The sequence below is a fragment of the Pseudomonas migulae genome (genome assembly GCF_043225285.1).
GTDB classification, from domain to species: domain Bacteria; phylum Pseudomonadota; class Gammaproteobacteria; order Pseudomonadales; family Pseudomonadaceae; genus Aquipseudomonas; species Aquipseudomonas migulae_C.
On record NZ_CP171224.1, the window covers coordinates 4,718,541 to 4,737,563 of the forward strand.

The 19,023-nt window shown below is 61.5% G+C and carries 12 protein-coding genes; 5 read left to right on the forward strand and 7 right to left on the reverse strand.

Annotation, left to right across the window (positions count from 1 at the left end):
* The first annotated feature begins 125 nt into the window (after positions 1–125).
* Positions 126–2,516 (forward strand): diguanylate cyclase, encoded by a 2,391-nt coding sequence (locus ACF6ZU_RS21635; protein WP_392886822.1) that lies wholly within the window; start codon positions 126–128, stop codon positions 2,514–2,516.
* On the opposite strand, the gene ACF6ZU_RS21640 is transcribed toward ACF6ZU_RS21635, so the two are convergent.
* Entirely contained in the window at positions 2,513–2,839 is a 327-nt protein-coding gene (locus ACF6ZU_RS21640; protein WP_392886825.1) for a hypothetical protein, read from the reverse strand. The genes ACF6ZU_RS21635 and ACF6ZU_RS21640 overlap by 4 nt on opposite strands.
* 873 nt (positions 2,840–3,712) lie before the next feature.
* The gene (gene dacB / locus ACF6ZU_RS21645; RefSeq protein WP_392886827.1) at positions 3,713–5,173 is read right to left on the reverse strand and encodes a D-alanyl-D-alanine carboxypeptidase/D-alanyl-D-alanine-endopeptidase; all 1,461 of its coding nucleotides are present in this window, start codon (positions 5,171–5,173) and stop codon (positions 3,713–3,715) included.
* Positions 5,174–5,407: 234 nt separating this feature from the next.
* Between dacB and ACF6ZU_RS21650 the strand changes: the two genes are divergently transcribed.
* Complete coding sequence (locus tag ACF6ZU_RS21650) at positions 5,408–5,752, forward strand: YggL family protein (RefSeq protein WP_392886829.1); 345 nt, start codon at positions 5,408–5,410, stop codon at positions 5,750–5,752.
* Positions 5,753–5,951: 199 nt separating this feature from the next.
* Here ACF6ZU_RS21650 and ACF6ZU_RS21655 read toward each other — a convergent pair whose 3' ends face one another.
* The gene (locus tag ACF6ZU_RS21655) at positions 5,952–7,145 is read right to left on the reverse strand and encodes a benzoate/H(+) symporter BenE family transporter (protein WP_392886831.1); all 1,194 of its coding nucleotides are present in this window, start codon (positions 7,143–7,145) and stop codon (positions 5,952–5,954) included.
* Positions 7,146–7,494: 349 nt separating this feature from the next.
* Between ACF6ZU_RS21655 and ACF6ZU_RS21660 the strand changes: the two genes are divergently transcribed.
* Entirely contained in the window at positions 7,495–8,259 is a 765-nt protein-coding gene (locus ACF6ZU_RS21660) for a GntR family transcriptional regulator (RefSeq protein WP_392886834.1), read from the forward strand.
* 171 nt (positions 8,260–8,430) lie between these two features.
* Here the strand turns inward: ACF6ZU_RS21660 and guaD are convergent, their stop codons facing one another.
* The 4 genes from guaD to xdhA all read right to left on the reverse strand — a co-directional run bounded on the left by guaD (position 8,431) and on the right by xdhA (position 14,578).
* Entirely contained in the window at positions 8,431–9,735 is a 1,305-nt protein-coding gene (guaD, locus tag ACF6ZU_RS21665; RefSeq protein WP_392886836.1) for a guanine deaminase, read from the reverse strand.
* Between the two features lie 8 nt (positions 9,736–9,743).
* Positions 9,744–10,589, reverse strand: coding sequence for a xanthine dehydrogenase accessory protein XdhC (gene xdhC, locus ACF6ZU_RS21670; RefSeq protein ID WP_392886838.1), 846 nt, complete (start codon positions 10,587–10,589; stop codon positions 9,744–9,746).
* A gap of 142 nt (positions 10,590–10,731) precedes the next feature.
* Positions 10,732–13,131 (reverse strand): xanthine dehydrogenase molybdopterin binding subunit, encoded by a 2,400-nt coding sequence (xdhB, locus tag ACF6ZU_RS21675; RefSeq protein WP_392886840.1) that lies wholly within the window; start codon positions 13,129–13,131, stop codon positions 10,732–10,734.
* Positions 13,124–14,578 (reverse strand): xanthine dehydrogenase small subunit, encoded by a 1,455-nt coding sequence (xdhA, locus tag ACF6ZU_RS21680; RefSeq protein ID WP_392886842.1) that lies wholly within the window; start codon positions 14,576–14,578, stop codon positions 13,124–13,126. Before xdhA ends, xdhB begins: the two co-directional genes overlap by 8 nt.
* 268 nt (positions 14,579–14,846) lie before the next feature.
* Between xdhA and ACF6ZU_RS21685 the strand changes: the two genes are divergently transcribed.
* Both ACF6ZU_RS21685 and smc read left to right on the forward strand, forming a co-directional pair.
* Positions 14,847–15,506: a GntR family transcriptional regulator gene (locus ACF6ZU_RS21685; protein ID WP_392893865.1), complete on the forward strand. Its 660-nt coding sequence runs from the start codon at positions 14,847–14,849 to the stop codon at positions 15,504–15,506.
* Positions 15,507–15,508: 2 nt separating this feature from the next.
* On the forward strand, positions 15,509–18,997 hold the full coding sequence (gene smc / locus ACF6ZU_RS21690; RefSeq protein ID WP_392886844.1) for a chromosome segregation protein SMC: 3,489 nt from the start codon (positions 15,509–15,511) through the stop codon (positions 18,995–18,997).
* Positions 18,998–19,023 lie beyond the last annotated feature (26 nt).

Sequence of the window (19,023 nt, forward strand, 5' to 3'; positions counted from 1 at the left end):
GTTTTTCGCGAGCAGGCTCGCTCCTACAGGGGGAATTTCAGTGCTGGTCAAATTGATGGCTAATAGCTATAACTCAAGCAGGGCCTGTGGGTTTTCCCGGCGCTTGGTATTTTGAGTTTGCCTTTATGTCGTTGCACGCCGTGCGCCCCAAGATCCTGGGTTTTATCAGTGAAGACGCTTCGGCCTGGCTGGTCGCGCTGCTGGTATTGCTTATTGGTGGAGTTCTCACGGCGCTGCTGACCTGGTCGACACTGAATCTGTTTCACCATCAATTGCGGCAACGTTTCCAACTGCTGGCCAGCGAACGTTACAGCCGTATCGAAGAACGCTTTGAAGATCAGGAACAGCGCCTCGACGGCCTGCGCCGGTTCTTTGCCAACTCCGATGCGGTCGCCCGCGAGGAATTCAACGGCTACACCCAACCCCTGTTGCACCGGACCCAGGCGTATTCGTTCGCCCGGCGGGTCAGCGGCACCGAACGCGCGGAATTCGAGCGCCAGGTGCGTAGCGAGGGCTTACCCGATTTCAACATTCGTGAACTGAATGCCGACGGTGAGTTGCAACTGGCGGCTGAGCGCGATGAGTACGTGGTGGTGCTTTACAGCCAGACGCAAAGCAAACTCGGCTCGCCGCTGGGCTACGACTTGCTGGCCCAACCCCTGCGCCGCGCCACTCTCGAACGGGCCGACCAGCATGGGCAGATGGCGGTGTCGCAGCCGATGCACCTGGTCAGTATCGAGCCGGCCTATGCCCGGGGCGTGCTGCTGGTTGCGCCGGTCATGCTCCGCGAGCAGCCGACGTCAAAACCTTTCGGCTATGTGATGGCGGTGATCAGCATGCGCCAGTTGCTGGCCGATGGCTTGCCGGAGGCGGCGCGCGATTACCTTTCGGTGCGCATCCTCGACCTGTCCACCGACGACCAGCACGAAGTGCTTTACGAATCCCCCAACGGACCCGCCGCCAGTGAGCTGTCCGCGACCCGGCTGTTGCGGCTCGCCGACCATGACTATCAGGTCGACATCCAGCCCAGCGAAGCCTTCCTGCAGGCCAATCATTCTTCGGTGAACAGCCTGGTGGTGCTGGGCGGTCTGCTCAGCCTGTTGCTCAGTGCGCTGCTCTATGTGCTGGTCAGCCAGCGTCAGCGCGCGCTGAAGATGGTCGAGCAACGAACCCAGGAACTGCGCGCCCGCGAGCAGGAACTGCGCGGCACCCACGGTCAGTTGCGTGGCGTGCTGAATGCCGCGACTCAGGTAGCGATCATCGCCACCGACCTGCGCGGCGTCATCAGTACCTTCAACGCCGGGGCGGAGCAGATGCTCGGCTACTCCAACATGGAAGTGGTCGGCCACATGACCCTGGAAAACCTGCACCTGCCCCGGGAACTGGCGGCGCGGTCGGCGGAGTTGAGCGCGCGCTACGGCAAGCCGATTCCGACCTGCCAGGCGATGCTGGTCGAGGGCGGCGAGGACGGTGGTCACGAGGCGCGGGAGTGGACGCTGGTCCGTGGCGACGGCAGCCATTTGACCGTGAACATGCTGGCGACCCCGGTGCTCGACGAGCAGGGTTTGTGGGTCGGGCACCTGGCGATCTGCATCGACGTCACTGAGCGCAAGCGGGTGCACGAGGCGCTGGCGGCGCGGGATTTGTTGCTGAAGAAACTCAGCGCCCATGTGCCCGGCGGGATCTACCAGTTCAAGATGGAGTTCGACGGGCGCTTCAGTGTGATCTACGCCAGCGACGGCATTCGCGAGATCTACGAACTCGATCCGGATGTGTTGCTGCTCAACGCCGAAGCGATTTTCACCCGGATTCATCCTCAGGACACCACCCGGGTCCGCGCCTCGATCCGGGCCTCTGCGGACACGCTCAGCCCGTGGCGCGAGGAATACCGCGTGCAACTGCCCGTGCGCGGACTGCGTTGGGTGCGGGGGGAAGCGACCCCGGAAGAACTGCCCGGTGGCGGCGTGCTCTGGCACGGCTACATCTCGGACATCTCCGACCTGAAACGCGTGGAAGAGGAGCTGCGGGCGCTGTCGATCACCGATTCACTGACCGGCATCCACAATCGACGCTACTTCCAGGAGCGCCTGACCACCGAGATGGCGCGGGTCGAGCGCGGTGGCGGCGAGTTGTCGGTGATCATGCTCGACATCGACCACTTCAAACGCATTAATGACCAGCATGGCCACGCGGTGGGCGATCGGGTGTTGCAGGCGGTGTGCGAGCGCATTGGCCACCGGCTGCGCCGCACCGATGTGTTCTGTCGCCTGGGCGGCGAGGAGTTCATGGTGCTCTGCCCGGACATCGACGGCGAACAGGCCCATGTGCTGGCGCTGGAGTTGTGGCAGGGCTTGCGCAGCTCACCGATCGACGACGTCGGCATCGTCACCGCGAGTTTCGGCATTGCCAGCTGGCGGGTCGGCGAGGGCGCGGATGCGCTGTTGCTGCGGGCGGACTCTGGCGTCTACGCGGCGAAGCAGGGCGGGCGGGATCGGGTTGAAGGGGAGATGAACTAATCCACGCTGCCGGCGAAAAACACCCGGACACCGCGCTTATCCAGACAAGTCGCGTCATCGTTGACGCCCATCGCCAGCAAGCTGGCTCCTACAGTTTTGACCGTGTGAACCCAGTCCCCTGTAGGAGCGAGCCTGCTCGCGAAAAACGCCCAGGCACCGCGTTCATCCAGATAGCCCGTGTCATCGTTGAAGTCCATCGCCAGCAAGCTGGCTCCTACAGTTTGACCGTGTGAACCCAATCCCCGTGTGGGAGCGAGCCTGCTCGCGAAAAACGTCCAGACGCCGCGCTCAACCAGACAGCACGCGTTATCGTTGACGTCCATCGCCAGCAAGCTGGCTCCTACAGTTTTGACCGTGTGAACCCAATCCCCGTGTGGGAGCGAGCCTGCTCGCGAAAAGCGCCCAGACACCGCGCTTATCCAGACAGCCCGCGTCATCGTTGACGTCCATCGCCAGCAAGCCGGCTCCTACAATTTTGACCGTGTGAACCCGATCCCCGTGTGGGAGCGAGCCTGCTCGCGAAAAACGTCCAGACGCCGCGCTCAACCAGACAGCACGCGTTATCGTTGACGTCCATCGCCAGCAAGCTGGCTCCTACAGTTTTGACCGTGTGAACCCGATCCCCGTGTTGGAGCGAGCCTGCTCGCGAAAAACGTCCAGACGCCGCGCTCAACCAGACAGCACGCGTTATCGTTGACGTCCATCGCCAGCAAGCTGGCTCCTACAGTTTTGACCGTGTGAACCCGATCCCCGTGTGGGAGCGAGCCTGCTCGCGAAAAACGTCCAGACGCCGCGTTCATCCAGACAGCCCGGGTTATCGTTGACGTCCATCGCGAGCAGGCTCGCTCCCACAGGGGGAATGCGGTCAAGCGGAGAGCCAGGTCGGCTTTAAGGCCGCCTCGGCGGCTGTGGCGGTGGTCGCCCCCTCGAGAGGCCGAGTGGAGGTTCTGCGCAGTGGACAACCCGGCATGGATGCCGGGTTAGCCGCGCACGGCCATGGATGGCCGATCGCGGCGGGCCCACGGAGCAGGACCGGAGCGAGGGAATGCCGAGCCTAGGCGAGGCACCGAACGAAAGGGGCAAAAGCGCTTGGTTACTTGGCGCTTCTCCAAGTAACTCGCCGTAAGGGCGAAACCAATAGCCGCCGTTACCGCAGCAATGGATATGCCCCCAAAGCCCAGTCACATCAAGGCGCCTTACAAAACCGAAGCCGTCTCCGGCAATTTCGGCTGGCGATACAAATCCAGCAGCACCTGATCCAGCACCGACGACGCACCGAACGGAGCCTTGTCGTTGAGAATCGCCACCACCGCCCAGGTATTACCATTAACGTCGCGGCTGAAACCGGAAATCGCACGCACCGTGTTCAAGGTGCCAGTCTTGACGTGGGCCTCACCGCGCATCGCAGTGGTCTTCAAACGCTTACGCATGGTGCCATCGGTCCCCGCAATCGGCATCGAACTGATGAACTCGGCGGCGTACGGACTGCGCCACGCGGCCTGCAGCATCGCGGCCATCTCCCGTGCACTCACACGTTCAGCGCGGGACAGGCCGGAACCGTTCTCCATCACCAGGTGCGGCGCGGTAATGCCTTTCTTCGCCAGCCACTGACGCACTACACGCTGGGCGGCCTTGGCGTCGTCAGCATCGGCATCGGTGCGGAAGCGCTGGCCCAGGCTCAGGAACAGCTGCTGCGCCATGGTGTTGTTACTGTATTTGTTGATGTCGCGGATGATTTCCGCCAGGTCCGGCGAGAACGCACGAGCCAGGACCTTGGCGTCTTTTGGCGTAGGTGCCAGAACGTCCTTGCCCTGAATGCTGCCGCCCAGCTCCTTCCAGATCGCCCGAACCGCGCCTGCGGTGTAAGTGGCATGGTCGAGCAGCGACAGGTAAGTCTGGGAGCTGCAGCCATCGCCCAACTGACCGCCGACGGTCACGGTGACGGTTCCGTCAGGCTGAGCCACCGGGTTGTAGCGCACGCCACCGGTGCATTGCTTGGAATTGACGGCCTTGACCTGGTTTTCGATGCGGATGCTGGAGATCGGCGGTTCCACCGAGATCAGCACCCGGCCACCGTCGTTGCGCGCGACAAAGCGCAAGGCCTTGAGGTTGACCAGCAGCGAGTCGGGTTTGACCAGGAACGGTTTGTTCTCGTCATTGCCGTCATCGTTGAACTCGGGCAATTGCGGTTGCACGAAAAAGCCGCGATCCAGCACCAGGTCGCCGGTGACTTGGGTCACGCCATTGGCGCGCAGATCGCGCATCAGCAGCCAGAGTTTTTCCATGTTCAGTTTCGGGTCGCCGCCACCCTTGAGGTAGAGGTTGCCGTTGAGAATGCCGCCGCTGAGCGTGCCGTCGGTGTAGAACTCGGTTTTCCACTGGTGGTTCGGGCCGAGCATTTCCAGCGCGGCGTAGGTGGTCACCAGTTTCATGGTGGACGCCGGGTTGACCGAGACGTCAGCGTTGAAAATCGTCGGGGTGCCCGGGCCGTTGAGCGGGATCATCACCAGCGACAGGGCGTTGTCCTGCAGCTTGCTGGCTTTCAGGGCCTTTTCGACATTGGGCGACAGGGCGGTGTTGATGGTGGCGGCGGAAACGGGGAGGGCCAGGGGGAGAAGAAGACTGGCCAGCAACAGTGGACGCAAAGATTTGATCATATGAAATAAGACCCTACAGCCGAGGGGGGAAAAGACGAGGGCATGAAGATAAATTCCCTCAGTGATCATGAAAGTGTCGGCATTATGCCCCAAGGTGTAGCGGCTTGTGCCGTACCCGAGTCACCTAATCCGCTATTTTTTTACCGACGGTAACGCCTTGCGCCCAGAGAATCGGGCAATTGGCGGCTTAAACTGCTAAAGTGCCGCCCGTTATTACTTATGAGGATTGTTCCAATGGCGACTAACCGTTCCCAGCGTCTGCGCAAAAAACTGTGCGTCGATGAATTTCAAGAGCTGGGTTTCGAACTGAACCTGGATTTCAAAGAAGATTTGGCTGATGAAGCCATTGATGCTTTCCTCGACGCGTTCCTGAAAGAAGCCATGGAAGCCAACGGTCTGGGCTATGTTGGCGGCGACGACGTCGGTCTGGTTTGCCTGCAGAAGCGTGGCTCGGTATCCGAAGAGCAGCGTGCCGCTGTTGAAGCCTGGCTCAAGGGCCGCAGCGAACTGACCGAAGTCACCGTCAGCCCGCTGATCGACGTCTGGTACCCGGAAAAGCCGATCAATCCGGTAGCTTGATGTCATGGCTTGATGTCATAAAAGAAGCGGCGACCCACGGGTCGCCGTTTTTTTATGCCTGCCAGAAACCACCGCCCGCTCCCCTGTGGGAGCGAGCCTGCTCGCGATGGACTTCAGAGCACCGCGGGGTATCAGATTCCCCCGCGTTATCGTTAACGTCCATCGCGAGCAGGCTCGCTCCTACAGGTGACGGTGTGTATTAAGCAGCCTTGCGCCAATTCAGAATCACCAGCGTCAACACCCCCGCCACAATCCCCCAGAACGCCGAACCGATGGAAAACAGCGTCAGCCCCGACGCCGTGACCATGAAGGTGATCAGCGCCGCTTCACGTTCCTTCACTTCGGTCATGGCGATGCTCAAGCCGTTGATGATCGAGCCGAACAACGCCAGCGCCGCAATCGACAGCACCAATTCCTTCGGCAGCGCGGCAAACAGCGCTGCCAACGTCGCGCCGAACACCCCGGCAATCCCGTAGAAAATCCCGCACCAGACCGCCGCGGTGTATCGCTTGTTGCGATCCTCGTGAGCATGCGGCCCGGTGCAGATTGCCGCGCTGATGGCGGCCAGGTTGATCCCGTGGGAACCGAACGGCGCCAGCAGCAGCGAGGCGATGCCTGTCGTAGTGATCAGCGGCGAGGCCGGCACCGTGTAGCCGTCGGCGCGCAGCACCGCGATGCCCGGCATGTTCTGCGAGGTCATCGCCACCACGAACAGCGGAATGCCGATGCTGATGGTTGCGGCCAGGGAGAAGTGCGGCGTGGTCCAGACCGGTGTCGCCACTTCCAGGTGAAACGCGCTGAAATCCAGCAGCCCCATCAACCCTGACAGCGCAGTGCCGATCAGCAGCGCAGCGAGCACCGCGTAGCGCGGCGACAGGCGCTTGACCACCAGGTAAGTGAAGAACATGCCCAGCACCAGCGCGGTGCGATGCTGGGCGGCAACGAAGATTTCGCTGCCGATCTTGAACAGGATCCCCGCCAGCAGCGCGGCGGCCAAGGAGGCCGGGATCTTCTTCACCAGGCGTTCGAAGCTGCCGGTCAGGCCGCACACGGTGACCAGCACCGCGCAGGTGATGTAGGCGCCAATCGCTTCGCCGTAGCTCACACCGCCCAGGCTGGTGATCAGCAACGCTGCGCCGGGCGTCGACCAGGCAATGGTGATCGGCGTGCGATAACGCAGGGACAGGCCGATCGAGCACACTGCCATGCCAATGGAAATCGCCCAGATCCACGACGAAATCTGCCCGCTGCTCAGGCCCGCCGCTTGCCCGGCCTGGAACATCAACACCAGGGAGCTGGTGTAGCCGGTCATCATCGCGATGAAGCCGGCGACGATGGCGGAAGGGGACGTGTCCGCCAACGGGCGGAGCGGCGTGTGAATGGCGTCGTTCATGACAACGGTGTTCCTTAATGCGTACGAAAATATCCGTTGCAGCGCGACCCCCTGTAGGAGCCAGCTTGCTGGCGATGGTGTGTCAGTCAACGTCAATGTGTCTGACACACCATCGCCAGCAAGCTGGCTCCTACAGGGGATCTTGTTGGCTGCGGATTCTGCGGTTAAGCCTAAACTCAAACGTAAGCAATCGTTGCAATACAGCAAAGGCGACAAACAGCCGTACAGTCGTGTTGCCACCATCCATTGTGTACAATCGCGGTGTTTTTTACGCGATACTTGCCAGCGACCCACTGTGCCGTATTACAGTCACGGTCAATTCGCCGCAGTTCTCCCGACTCGAGTGCCCATGAACGAACAGTTGCAACCCCTCAAGAAACAACCGCGAGCAGGCAAAGCCGGCCGTAGCGGTACCCAGGACGATATTGTCTACGCGCATATCTTCGAGGCCATCCTCGAACAGCGCCTGGCGCCCGGCACCAAGTTGAGCGAAGAAGCGCTGGGGGAAATTTTCGGGGTCAGCCGCACCATCATTCGCCGTGCGCTGTCGCGCCTGGCCCATGAAGGCGTCGTGCTGCTGCGACCGAACCGCGGCGCGGTGGTGGCCAGCCCGAGTGTCGAAGAGGCGCGCCAGGTGTTCCTCGCCCGCCGTCTGGTGGAGCGCGCGATCACTGAACTGGCGGTGCAACACGCCACCGCCGAGCAGATCGCCGAATTGCGCCAGATGGTCAACGACGAACGCGACAGCTTCTCCCGCGGCGATCGCGGTGCCGGTATCCGTCTGTCGGGCGAATTCCACCTGAAACTGGCCGAAGCGGCGAAGAATGCCCCGTTGATCAGCTTCCAGCGCAGCCTGGTATCCCAGACGTCGTTGATCATTGCCCAGTATGAAAGCGGCAACCGTTCGCATTGTTCCTACGACGAGCACACCCAGCTGATCGACGCCATCGAAGCGCGCAACGGTGAGCTGGCGGTGGACCTGATGATGCATCACATGGATCACATCGACAGCAAGCTCAACCTCGACGAGGAAAGTGCGTCGGATGATCTGCATGCGGTGTTCTCGCATCTGCTGCAGACCAAGAAGCCAGGGCGTTCGCCAGCGAAAATCTGACACAGTCCCCTGTAGGAGCGAGCCTGCTCGCGATGGTCTCGAGGGCACCGCGGGGTATCAGATTCCCTGCGTAATCGTTAACGACCATCGCGAGCAGGCTCGCTCCTACAGGGCATAAAAAATCCCCCGGAATCTGATGATCACGGGGGATTTTTTATGCCTGGAGAAAACTCAGCGCTGATGCACCTGCGCCCCCGCCGCATACGTCTGCAGCACAGTCCGGTCATCCCCCAGCGTCATCAACACGAACAGTGTCTCGGCGATGTTGGTTGCCTGCTTCAAGCGATAGCTCAACAGCGGTGTGGCGTTGTAGTCCAGCACCAGGAAGTCTGCGTCGGTGCCCGGTTGCAGCGTGCCGATCTTGTCCTCAAGCCGCAGCGCGCGAGCACCGCCGAGGGTCGCCAGGTACAGCGATTTGAACGGGCTCAGTCGCGCGCCTTGCAACTGCATGACCTTGTACGCCTCGTTCAAGGTTTGCAGTAGCGAGAAACTGGTGCCGCCGCCCACGTCCGTGCCCAGGCCCACATTCAACTTGTGCTTCTCGGCCATCGGCAGGTTGAACAAACCGCTGCCGAGGAAGAAGTTCGAGGTCGGGCAAAAGGCGATCGCCGAACCGGTTTCGGCCAGGCGCGCACATTCGTCGTCGCACAGGTGCACGCCGTGGGCAAACACCGAACGCTCGCCGAGCAACTGGTAGTGATCGTAGACGTCGAGGTAGCCCTTGCGCTCCGGGAACAGTTCCTTGACCCACTCGACTTCCTTGAGGTTTTCGCTGATGTGGGTCTGCATGTACAGGTCCGGAAATTCGCTTAGCAACTGGCCGGCGAGGGTCAGTTGTTCCGGGGTGCTGGTCGGGGCGAAGCGCGGCGTCACGGCGTAGTGCAAGCGGCCCTTGCCGTGCCAGCGTTCGATCAGCGCCTTGCTTTCGACGTAGCTGGATTCGGCGGTGTCGGTCAGGTAGTCCGGCGCGTTGCGGTCCATCATCACTTTGCCGGCGATCATTCGCAGGTCCAGCTGTTCGGCGGCTTCGAAGAACGAGTTCACCGATTGCGGGTGTACGCTGCCGAATACCAGGGCCGTGGTGGTGCCGTTGCGCAGCAGTTCCTTGATGAAAATGTCCGCGACTTCGTCGGCATGGGCCTTGTCGGCGAACTGGCTTTCGCACGGGAAGGTGTAGGTGTTGAGCCAGTCCAGCAGCTGCTCGCCGTAGGCACCGACCATGCCGGTTTGCGGCAAGTGGATGTGGGTGTCGATGAATCCGGGTGTGATCAGGGCGTCCTGGTAATGGGTGATCTCGATATCGGCCGGCAGGGTCGGCAGCAATTCGCTGGCATGGCCGAGGGCGCTGATCTGGCCGTTATCGACCACCAGCAAACCGTCTTCGAAATACTCGTACGAGGCTTCGATCCCGACTTCGGCAGGGTCGGCGATGCTGTGCAGGATGGCGGCGCGGTAGGCTTTGCGAGTCAGAGGCATGGGCGTTCTCAATTAGAGGCTTGGCTGCGGCGTGAAGCAGGCAGCAGTTTGGCAATCGACGATCCGGCGCTGGCAGTGTTCTGGCCGAAATTCGCGTTATAGGTGGCGATGATTTCGCCGGCGATGGAGATGGCGATTTCCACAGGCAATTTGCCTTTGACTTCGCCGATGCCCATCGGGCAGCGCACGCGTTGCAGCACGCTGCTGTCAAAACCGCGGTCGCGCAGGCGATGTTCGAACTTCACCCGTTTGGTCTTCGAACCGATCAGGCCGAAGTAGGCAAAGTCGTTGCGCTTGAGGATCGCGGCGGTGAGTTCGAGGTCGAGCTGGTGGTTGTGGGTCATGACGATGCAGTAGCTGCCGGCGGGCAGGTCGTCGATCTCATCCACTGGTTCTTCGGCGACGATCTTGCGTACGCCGTGGGGGATCTGTTCCGGGAATTCATCTTCCCGGGAATCGATCCAGCGTACCCGGCAGGGCAGGCTGGCGAGCAGCGGTACCAGCGCGCGACCGACATGGCCGGCGCCGAACACGGCGATTTGCGCCTGGACCTGGCCCATCGGTTCGAACAGCAACACGGTCACGCCGCCGCAGCACTGGCCGAGACTGGCGCCGAGGCTGAAGCGCTCCAGGTGCGTGTCCTGCTTGCCGCTGGCGAGCATCTCGCGGCCAATCTGCATGGCCTTGTATTCCAGGTGTCCGCCACCGATGGTGTCGAAGGTCTGGCTGGCGCTGATGACCATTTTCGAACCGGCATTGCGCGGAGTCGAGCCGAGCTCTTCGATGATGGTCACCAACACGCAGGGTTCACCGCGGTTTTGCAGGTCGGCGAGGGCGTCGATCCAGTTGTACATATTTCACCTCAACATTTCTGTTGTCTGTTCCGGCCTCATCGCTGGCAAGCCAGCTCCCACAGTGTCTTGTGGTGTCCACAGAATTTTGATTCAACTCAGATCCTGTGGGAGCTGGCTTGCCAGCGATGGGCGCGCCTCGGTCTTAGAGCGAAGCCAACTCGGTTTCGGCTTCAACGGCCTTCGCCGCCTTCAACTGGCGCATCTGCTCACACCCCCACAACACCCGCTCCGGAGTCGCCGGCGCATCGATTTTCGGCTGGTGCTTGTAGTCACCTAGACTCGCCACGGCGTCCTTGATCGCACACCACGACGCGATGCCGAGCATGAACGGCGGCTCGCCCACGGCCTTGGAATGGAACACCGTGTCTTCCGGGTTCTTGCGGTTTTCCACCAGCTTCACCCGCAGGTCCAGCGGCATGTCCGCAACAGCCGGGATCTTGTAGCTCGCCGGGCCGTTGGTCATCAGCTTGCCCTTGGCATTCCACACCAGCTCTTCCATGGTCAGCCAGCCCATGCCCTGGATGAATCCGCCCTCGACCTGGCCAATGTCGATCGCCGGGTTCAGCGAGGCGCCGACATCGTGGAGAATGTCGGTGCGCAGCATCTTGTACTCGCCGGTCAGCGTATCGACGATCACTTCGCAGCACGCCGCGCCGAACGCGTAGTAATAGAACGGCCGGCCACGGGCCTGACTGCGGTCGTAGAAGATTTTCGGCGTCTTGTAGAACCCGGTGCTCGACAGCGACACCTGAGCGAAATACGCCTGCTGGATCAGCGCTTCGAACGTCAGGATGTGATCGCGAACCCGTACGTGACCGTTGTGGAATTCCACGTCTTCTTCGCTGACCTTGTACTGGCGGGCGGCGAATTCGATCAGGCGTTTCTTGATGATTTCTGCGGCGTTCTGCGCGGCTTTACCGTTCAGGTCGGCACCGCTCGACGCGGCGGTCGGCGAGGTGTTCGGCACCTTGTCGGTGTTGGTCGCGGTGATCTGCACACGGTCCATTTCCACCTGGAACACTTCGGCCACGACCTGCGCGACTTTGGTGTTCAGCCCCTGGCCCATTTCTGTGCCGCCGTGGTTCAGGTGGATGCTGCCGTCGGTGTAGACGTGGATCAGCGCACCGGCCTGGTTGAGGAAGCTGGCGGTGAAGGAAATCCCGAATTTCACCGGGGTCAGCGCCAAACCTTTTTTCAGGATCGGGCTGTTGGCGTTGTAGCGGCGAATCGCTTCGCGGCGCTCGGCGTACTGGCTGCTTTCTTCCAGTTCGGCGGTCATTTCCTCGAGCATGTTGTGCTCGACGGTCTGGTAGTAATGGGTGACGTTGCGCTCGGTCTTGCCGTAGTAGTTGGCCTTGCGCACGGCCAGCGGATCCAGGGCCAGATGGCGGGCGATCGCGTCCATCACTTCTTCAATGGCGACCATCCCTTGCGGGCCGCCGAAACCCCGATACGCGGTGTTCGACGCGGTGTTGGTCTTGCAGCGGTGACCGTTGATGGTCGCGTCGCCGAGGTAGTACGAGTTGTCGGCGTGGAACATCGCGCGGTCGACAATCGAGTTCGACAGGTCCGGCGAGCAGCCGCAGTTACCCGCCAGTTCCAGCAGGATGCCGTGCAGGCGCCCGCTGTCGTCGAAGCCCACGTCGTATTCGACATAGAACGGGTGACGCTTGCCCGTCATTAACATGTCTTCGACCCGTGGCAGACGCATCTTGGTCGGCTGGCCGGTCAAACGCGCGATCACCGCACACAGGCAGGCCGGGCTCGCGGCCTGGGTTTCCTTGCCACCGAAACCACCGCCCATGCGGCGCATGTCGACGACGATTTTGTTCATCGACACGTCCAGTACTTCCGCCACCAGCTTTTGCACTTCGGTGGGGTTCTGCGTGGAGCAGTAGACGATCATGCCGCCGTCTTCGGTGGGCATTACCGAGGAGATCTGAGTTTCGAGGTAGAAGTGCTCCTGGCCGCCGATGTGTAACGTGCCCTGGATACGATTTTTCGCTGTCGCCAGCGCGTTGACCGAATCACCGCGTTCATGGGTGTGGCTGTCGAGCACGTAATGTTTTTTGCGAAAGGCCTCGACCACATCCAGTACCGGTTCCAGGTCTTCGTATTCGATCACCGCGGCCATGGCGGCTTTGCGTGCGGTCTCGAGGTCGCGGGCGGCCACGGCCATGACAACCTGACCGACGAACTGCACCGTGTCGATGGCCAGCAACGGATCACCGGGCATCAGCGGGCCGATGTCTTTCAGCCCCGGCACGTCTTCGTGGGTGATGGCGATGCGCACGCCTTCGAAGGCGTAGCAAGGCTTGGTGTCGATGCTGATGATTTTCGCGTGGGCGCGGTCCGACAGGCGTGCATAAACATGCAGCTGATTGGGAAATTCCAGGCGGTCGTCGATGTACTGCGCTTCACCGGCCACGTGCTTGGCGGCGCTGTCGTGCTTGACGCTGCGGCCGACACCGGTGGTCAGGTCCTTGGCGAACAGTTCAGCCAGTTCGGCCTGGGTCTTCTCTACGGCGTGATGGTTAGACATAAGCGGTCACCCGAGTCTCGATGTGCGGCGTTTGCAGTTCGATGAAGTATTTGCGCAGCAGGTTTTGCGCACTGAGCAGGCGGTATTCCTTGCTGGCGCGGAAGTCCGAAAGCGGGGTGAAATCTTCGGCCAGGGCGGCGCAGGCGCGCTCGACGGTGGCATGGTTGAACGGCGCGCCGAGCAGTACGGTTTCGCAGTTATTCGCGCGTTTTGGAATCGCCGCCATGCCGCCGAATGCCACGCGGGCATCAGCGATCACACCGTTGTCGATGCGCAGGTTGAAGGCCGCACACACCGCGGAGATGTCATCGTCCAGGCGCTTCGATACTTTGTAGGCGCGGAACGTTTGCTCGATGCTGGCGCGGGGCACGATGATCTTCTCGATGAACTCGCTTTCCTGGCGCGCGGTGACGCGGTAATCGATGAAGTAATCTTCCAGCGCCAGGGTGCGACGGGTGTCGCCCTTGCACAGGACAATCTGCGCGCCCAGGGCGATCAGCAGCGGTGGCGAGTCACCGATCGGCGAAGCGTTGCCGATGTTGCCGCCGAGGGTGCCCTGGTTGCGGATCTGCAACGAAGCGAAGCGATGCAGCAATTCGCCGAAATCCGGGTACTCGGCGTTCAAGGCTTCATAGCAGTCGGAGAGGGCGGTGGCGGCGCCGATTTCCAGGCGATCTTCAAAGCGCTCGATGCGCTTCATCTCGGCGACGTTGCCGACGTAAATCATCACCGGCAAGGTGCGATGGAACTGGGTGACTTCCAGCGCCAGGTCCGTACCACCGGCCAGCAGGCGGGCTTGTGGATAAGCGTCGTAGAGGTCGGCCAGATCGGCCACGGTCAGCGGCACCAGGCAACGTTTGTCGCCACTGTTGAGCTCGCCGATATCGGTGGGCGCAATGGCTTTCAGGCGGGTGATGGTCTCGGCTTCACGGGCGTCGAACTGGTCCGGTTGCTTGCCGCAGCAGGATTGCTCGGCGGCTTCCAGGATCGGCCGATAGCCGGTGCAGCGGCACAGGTTGCCGGCGAGGGCTTCGTGCGCTTTGTGGGGGTCCGGCTGATCGCTGTTCTTTTGCAGCGCGAACAGAGACATGACGAAACCGGGGGTGCAGAAGCCGCATTGCGAGCCGTGGCACTCGACCATGGCTTTCTGCACGCTGTGCAGTTCGCCTTTGTGCTTGAGGTCTTCGACGCTGATCAGCTGTTTGCCGTGCAGCGACGAAACGAACGTCAGGCACGAGTTGAGGCTGCGATAGCGAATGTGTTCGCGGCCCGCGTCATCCGTCTGCAACTCGCCGACCACCACGGTGCAGGCGCCGCAGTCACCGCTGGCGCAGCCTTCTTTGGTGCCGGGTTTGCCCACATGGTCGCGCAGATAATTGAGCACGGTCAGGTTCGGGTCCAGGGCGTGCTCGCTACGGAGTTCCTGGTTTAGTAAAAACTGGATCACGGAAGGCCTCGCAGACTCATTATTGTTGTTAACCGACGTGGACCGAATTTATCAGGTCTGACTTTTGGGTCAATGATTTTCTGACTTAAAGGTCAGGAAATAGCGTTTTGTCGATCAACGACTCGTTCCTTCATTATTGACCCTCACGGGATAGCCTGCTTTTTTGCGGGATTCGTGCCAAAAACCGCCGAGTGGGCACTCCGCCATGACCCATCATCTGCGCTACACTGCGCCGCTTGTGCAGATCGAAGAGTTTGAAGGGACAACCATGACGTTCAAGGCGCCGGACAGCCTCGCCGAGCAAATTGCTCACCACCTCGCCGAACGCATCATTCGTGGCGAAATGAAGCCCGGGGAGCGCATCCAGGAACAGAAGGTCACGCTGGCCCTCAATGTCAGCCGCGGCTCGGTACGCGAGGCCTTGCTGATCCTCGAGCGTCGCCACCTGATCGCGATCCTGCCGCGACGCGGCGCCCACGTGACCGAACTCACCGCCCACAAGGTGCAGAGCCTGTGCGCGCTGATGAGCGAGTTGTACATCCTGCTCGGCAACGCGGTGGCCAACGGCTGGCAAGTCCAGGCCGACCTGGCGCCGTTCGTGCAGATCCAGCAGCGCCTGACCGCCAGTTACGAGCGCCAGGACATCCGCTCCTTCGTCGATGACAGCTTCAGCGTGATGCGTGCGGCGTACCCGTTCGCCAACAACCCGTACTTGCAGGAAACCGTCGAGAATCTGCAACCGGCCATGAGCCGTGCGTATTTCCTCGCACTGGACCAGCGCAAGGCTGAGATGAGCGAGTTTCTCGAGCTGTTCGAGCGCTTGCTCGCCGCCGTGATCGCCCGTGACTTTCCGCAGATCCGCGAAGTGCTGACGGCGTATGCCCAGCGCAGCAGCGATCTGGTGGTTTCCGCCCTGACGGACGCTTAAGCGTGCGGCTCAAGTGCATCAAGCTGGCGGGGTTCAAGTCCTTCGTCGATCCGACCACGGTGAACTTCCCCAGCAACATGGCGGCAGTGGTCGGGCCCAATGGTTGCGGCAAGTCGAACATCATCGACGCCGTACGCTGGGTGATGGGCGAGAGTTCGGCGAAGAACCTGCGCGGCGAGTCGATGACCGACGTCATCTTCAACGGTTCGACCAGCCGCAAGCCGGTGAGCCAGGCCAGCATCGAACTGGTGTTCGACAACACCGACGGTACGCTGCTCGGGGAATACGCCGCCTATGCGGAAATTTCCATCCGCCGCAAAGTCACCCGCGACAGCCAGACCACTTATTACCTCAACGGCACCAAATGCCGTCGTCGTGACATCACCGACATCTTCCTCGGCACCGGCCTGGGCCCGCGCAGCTACTCGATCATCGAGCAGGGGATGATCTCCAAGCTGATCGAGTCCAAGCCCGAAGACTTGCGCAACTTCATTGAAGAAGCGGCGGGCATCTCCAAGTACAAGGAGCGCCGGCGCGAGACCGAAAACCGCATCCGCCGCACCCACGAAAACCTCGAGCGCCTGACGGACCTGCGCGAAGAGCTGACGCGTCAGCTCGAACGCCTGCACCGCCAGGCCGAAGCGGCCAAGAAATATCAGGAATACAAGGGTGAGGAGCGTCAGCTCAAGGCCCAACTGTCGGCTCTGCGCTGGCAGGCGTTGAACGAACAGGTCGGCCAGCGCGAAGCGATCATCGGCAACCAGGAAGTCACGTTCGAAGCGCTGGTGGCCGAGCAGCGCAACGCCGATGCGAGCATCGAGCGCTTGCGTGACGGGCACCATGACCTGTCGGAACGCTTCAATCTGGTGCAGGGACGCTTCTATTCGGTGGGCGGCGATATCGCCCGGGTCGAGCAGAGCATCCAGCACGGTCAGCAGCGCCTGCGTCAGTTGCAGGACGATCTGAAAGAGGCCGAGCGCGCGCGCCTCGAAACCGAGTCGCACCTGGGCCATGACCGCACCTTGCTGCTGACCCTCGGCGAAGAGCTGGACATGCTCACGCCGGAGCAGGAAGTCACCAGCGCCGCCGCCGAAGAGGCCGCCGCCGCGCTGGAAGAATCCGAAACTACCATGCACGGCTGGCAGGAGCAGTGGGACACGTTCAACCTGACCGCCGCCGAACCGCGTCGCCAGTCCGAAGTTCAGCAGTCGCGCATCCAGCAGCTGGAAACCAGCATGGAGCGCCTGGCGGATCGTCAGAAGCGTCTCGGTGAAGAGCGCGCCTTGCTTTCGGCGGATCCGGAAGACGCGGCGATCATGGAACTCAGCGAGCAGTTGGCCGCCTCCGAGGCCACGCTCGAAGATTTGCAGGCCAGCGAAGAAGCGCAGGTCGAACGCCTTGAGCAACTGCGTCAGGAATTGCAGCAAGCGCTGTCGGCACAGCAGCAGGCCCAGGGTGATTTGCAGCGCCTCAACGGTCGTCTTGCCTCATTGGAAGCTCTTCAACAAGCCGCTCTTGATCCGGGCACCGGCACCGCTGAATGGCTGCGCGATCAGCACTTGGCGGACCGTCCGCGACTCGCCGAAGGCTTGAAGGTTGAAGCCGGTTGGGAGCTGGCGGTGGAAACCGTGCTCGGTGCCGACCTGCAAGCGGTATTGGTGGATGACTTCGGCGGGTTCGACCTGGCCGGTTTTGCCCAGGGCGATTTGCGTTTGCTCAGCCCCGCCAGCGATGGCGTGCGCGTGCCCGGCAGCCTGCTCGACAAGGTCGAGGCGCAGGTCGATCTGTCGCCATGGCTGGGGCAGGTCAAGCCGGTTGAAAGCCTCGAACAGGCGTTGGCGTTGCGCAGCCAATTGACCGCCGGCCAGAGCCTGATCAGCCGCGACGGTTACTGGGTTGGCCGGCACTTTTTGCGGGTGCGTCGGGCCAGCGAAGCGGAAAGCGGTGTGCTGGCGCGCGGTCAGGAAATCCAGCGTCTGGGCAGCGAGCGCGAAGAGCGCGAGGCCACGGTCGAAACCCTCGAAACGCAACTTCAGAATCTGCGTGCGCAGCAGCGTCAGCAGGAAAACGGTCGCGAACATTTGCGCCGTTTGCTGCAGGACGAAGCGCGTCAGCAAGGCGAGTTGAAAGCCCAGTTGTCCGCCGGCAAAGCCAAGGTCGAGCAGTTGACGTTGCGCCGCACCCGGCTCGATGAAGAGCTCACCGAGCTGGCCGAACAGCGCGCGCTGGAGCACGAAAACATCGGCGAAGCGCGCCTGCAATTGCAGGAAGCCCTCGACGCCATGGCGCTGGACACCGAACAGCGTGAACTGCTTCTGGCCCAGCGCGACAGCCTGCGCGAACGCCTCGACCGCGTGCGTCAGGAAGCGCGGCAGCACAAGGACCACGCGCATCAATTGGCGGTGCGTCTGGGTTCACTCAGGGCGCAACACGACTCGACACGCCAGGCGCTGGAACGCCTGGAAATGCAGTCCGAGCGTCTGACCGAAAAGCGCGAACAGCTGAGCCTCAACCTGGAGGAGGGCGAGGCGCCGTTGGAAGAGCTGCGCCTGAAACTCGAAGAGTTGCTCGACAAGCGCATGACTGTCGATGAAGAGCTTAAGACCGCGCAGATTGCCCTCGAAGACGCTGACCGCGAATTGCGCGATGCCGAGAAACGCCGCAACCAGGCCGAGCAGCAATCGCAGTTGATCCGTGGCCAGATGGAAACGCAACGCATGGAATGGCAAGCCCTGACCGTGCGCCGCAAGACCCTGGAAGATCAGTTGCTGGAAGACGGCTACGACCTGCACGGCGTGCTCGCCACGCTGACCTCCGAGGCCAGCGAGAAGGACGCCGAAGAGGAGCTGGAACGGATTGCCGCGCGCATTCAGCGCCTCGGCGCGATCAACCTCGCGGCCATCGACGAATACCAGCAACAATCAGAGCGTAAACGTTATCTGGATGCGCAGAACGATGACCTGGTGGAAGCGCTGGACACCCTCGAGAACGTGATTCGCAAGATCGACAAGGAAACCCGTAACCGTTTCAAGGATACCTTTGATCAGATCAACGGCGGTTTACAGGCGCTTTTCCCAAAAGTTTTCGGTGGTGGACGCGCGTATTTGGAACTGACGGGCGAAGATCTACTCGATACAGGGGTGACGATCATGGCGCAGCCGCCCGGAAAGAAGAACAGCACCATCCATTTGCTCTCCGGCGGCGAAAAAGCCCTGACCGCACTGGCCCTGGTTTTTGCGATCTTCAAGTTGAATCCGGCGCCGTTCTGCATGCTCGATGAAGTTGACGCGCCACTGGATGACGCTAACGTTGGACGCTACGCACGGTTGGTGAAAGAGATGTCACAGACGGTGCAGTTCATCTATATCACCCACAACAAGATCGCCATGGAAATGGCCGATCAATTGATGGGGGTGACGATGCACGAGCCAGGGTGTTCGCGTCTGGTGGCAGTGGATGTCGAGGAGGCGATGGCGATGGTGGATGCCTGAGTCGGCGTGTGTAGGTTGGGTATTTT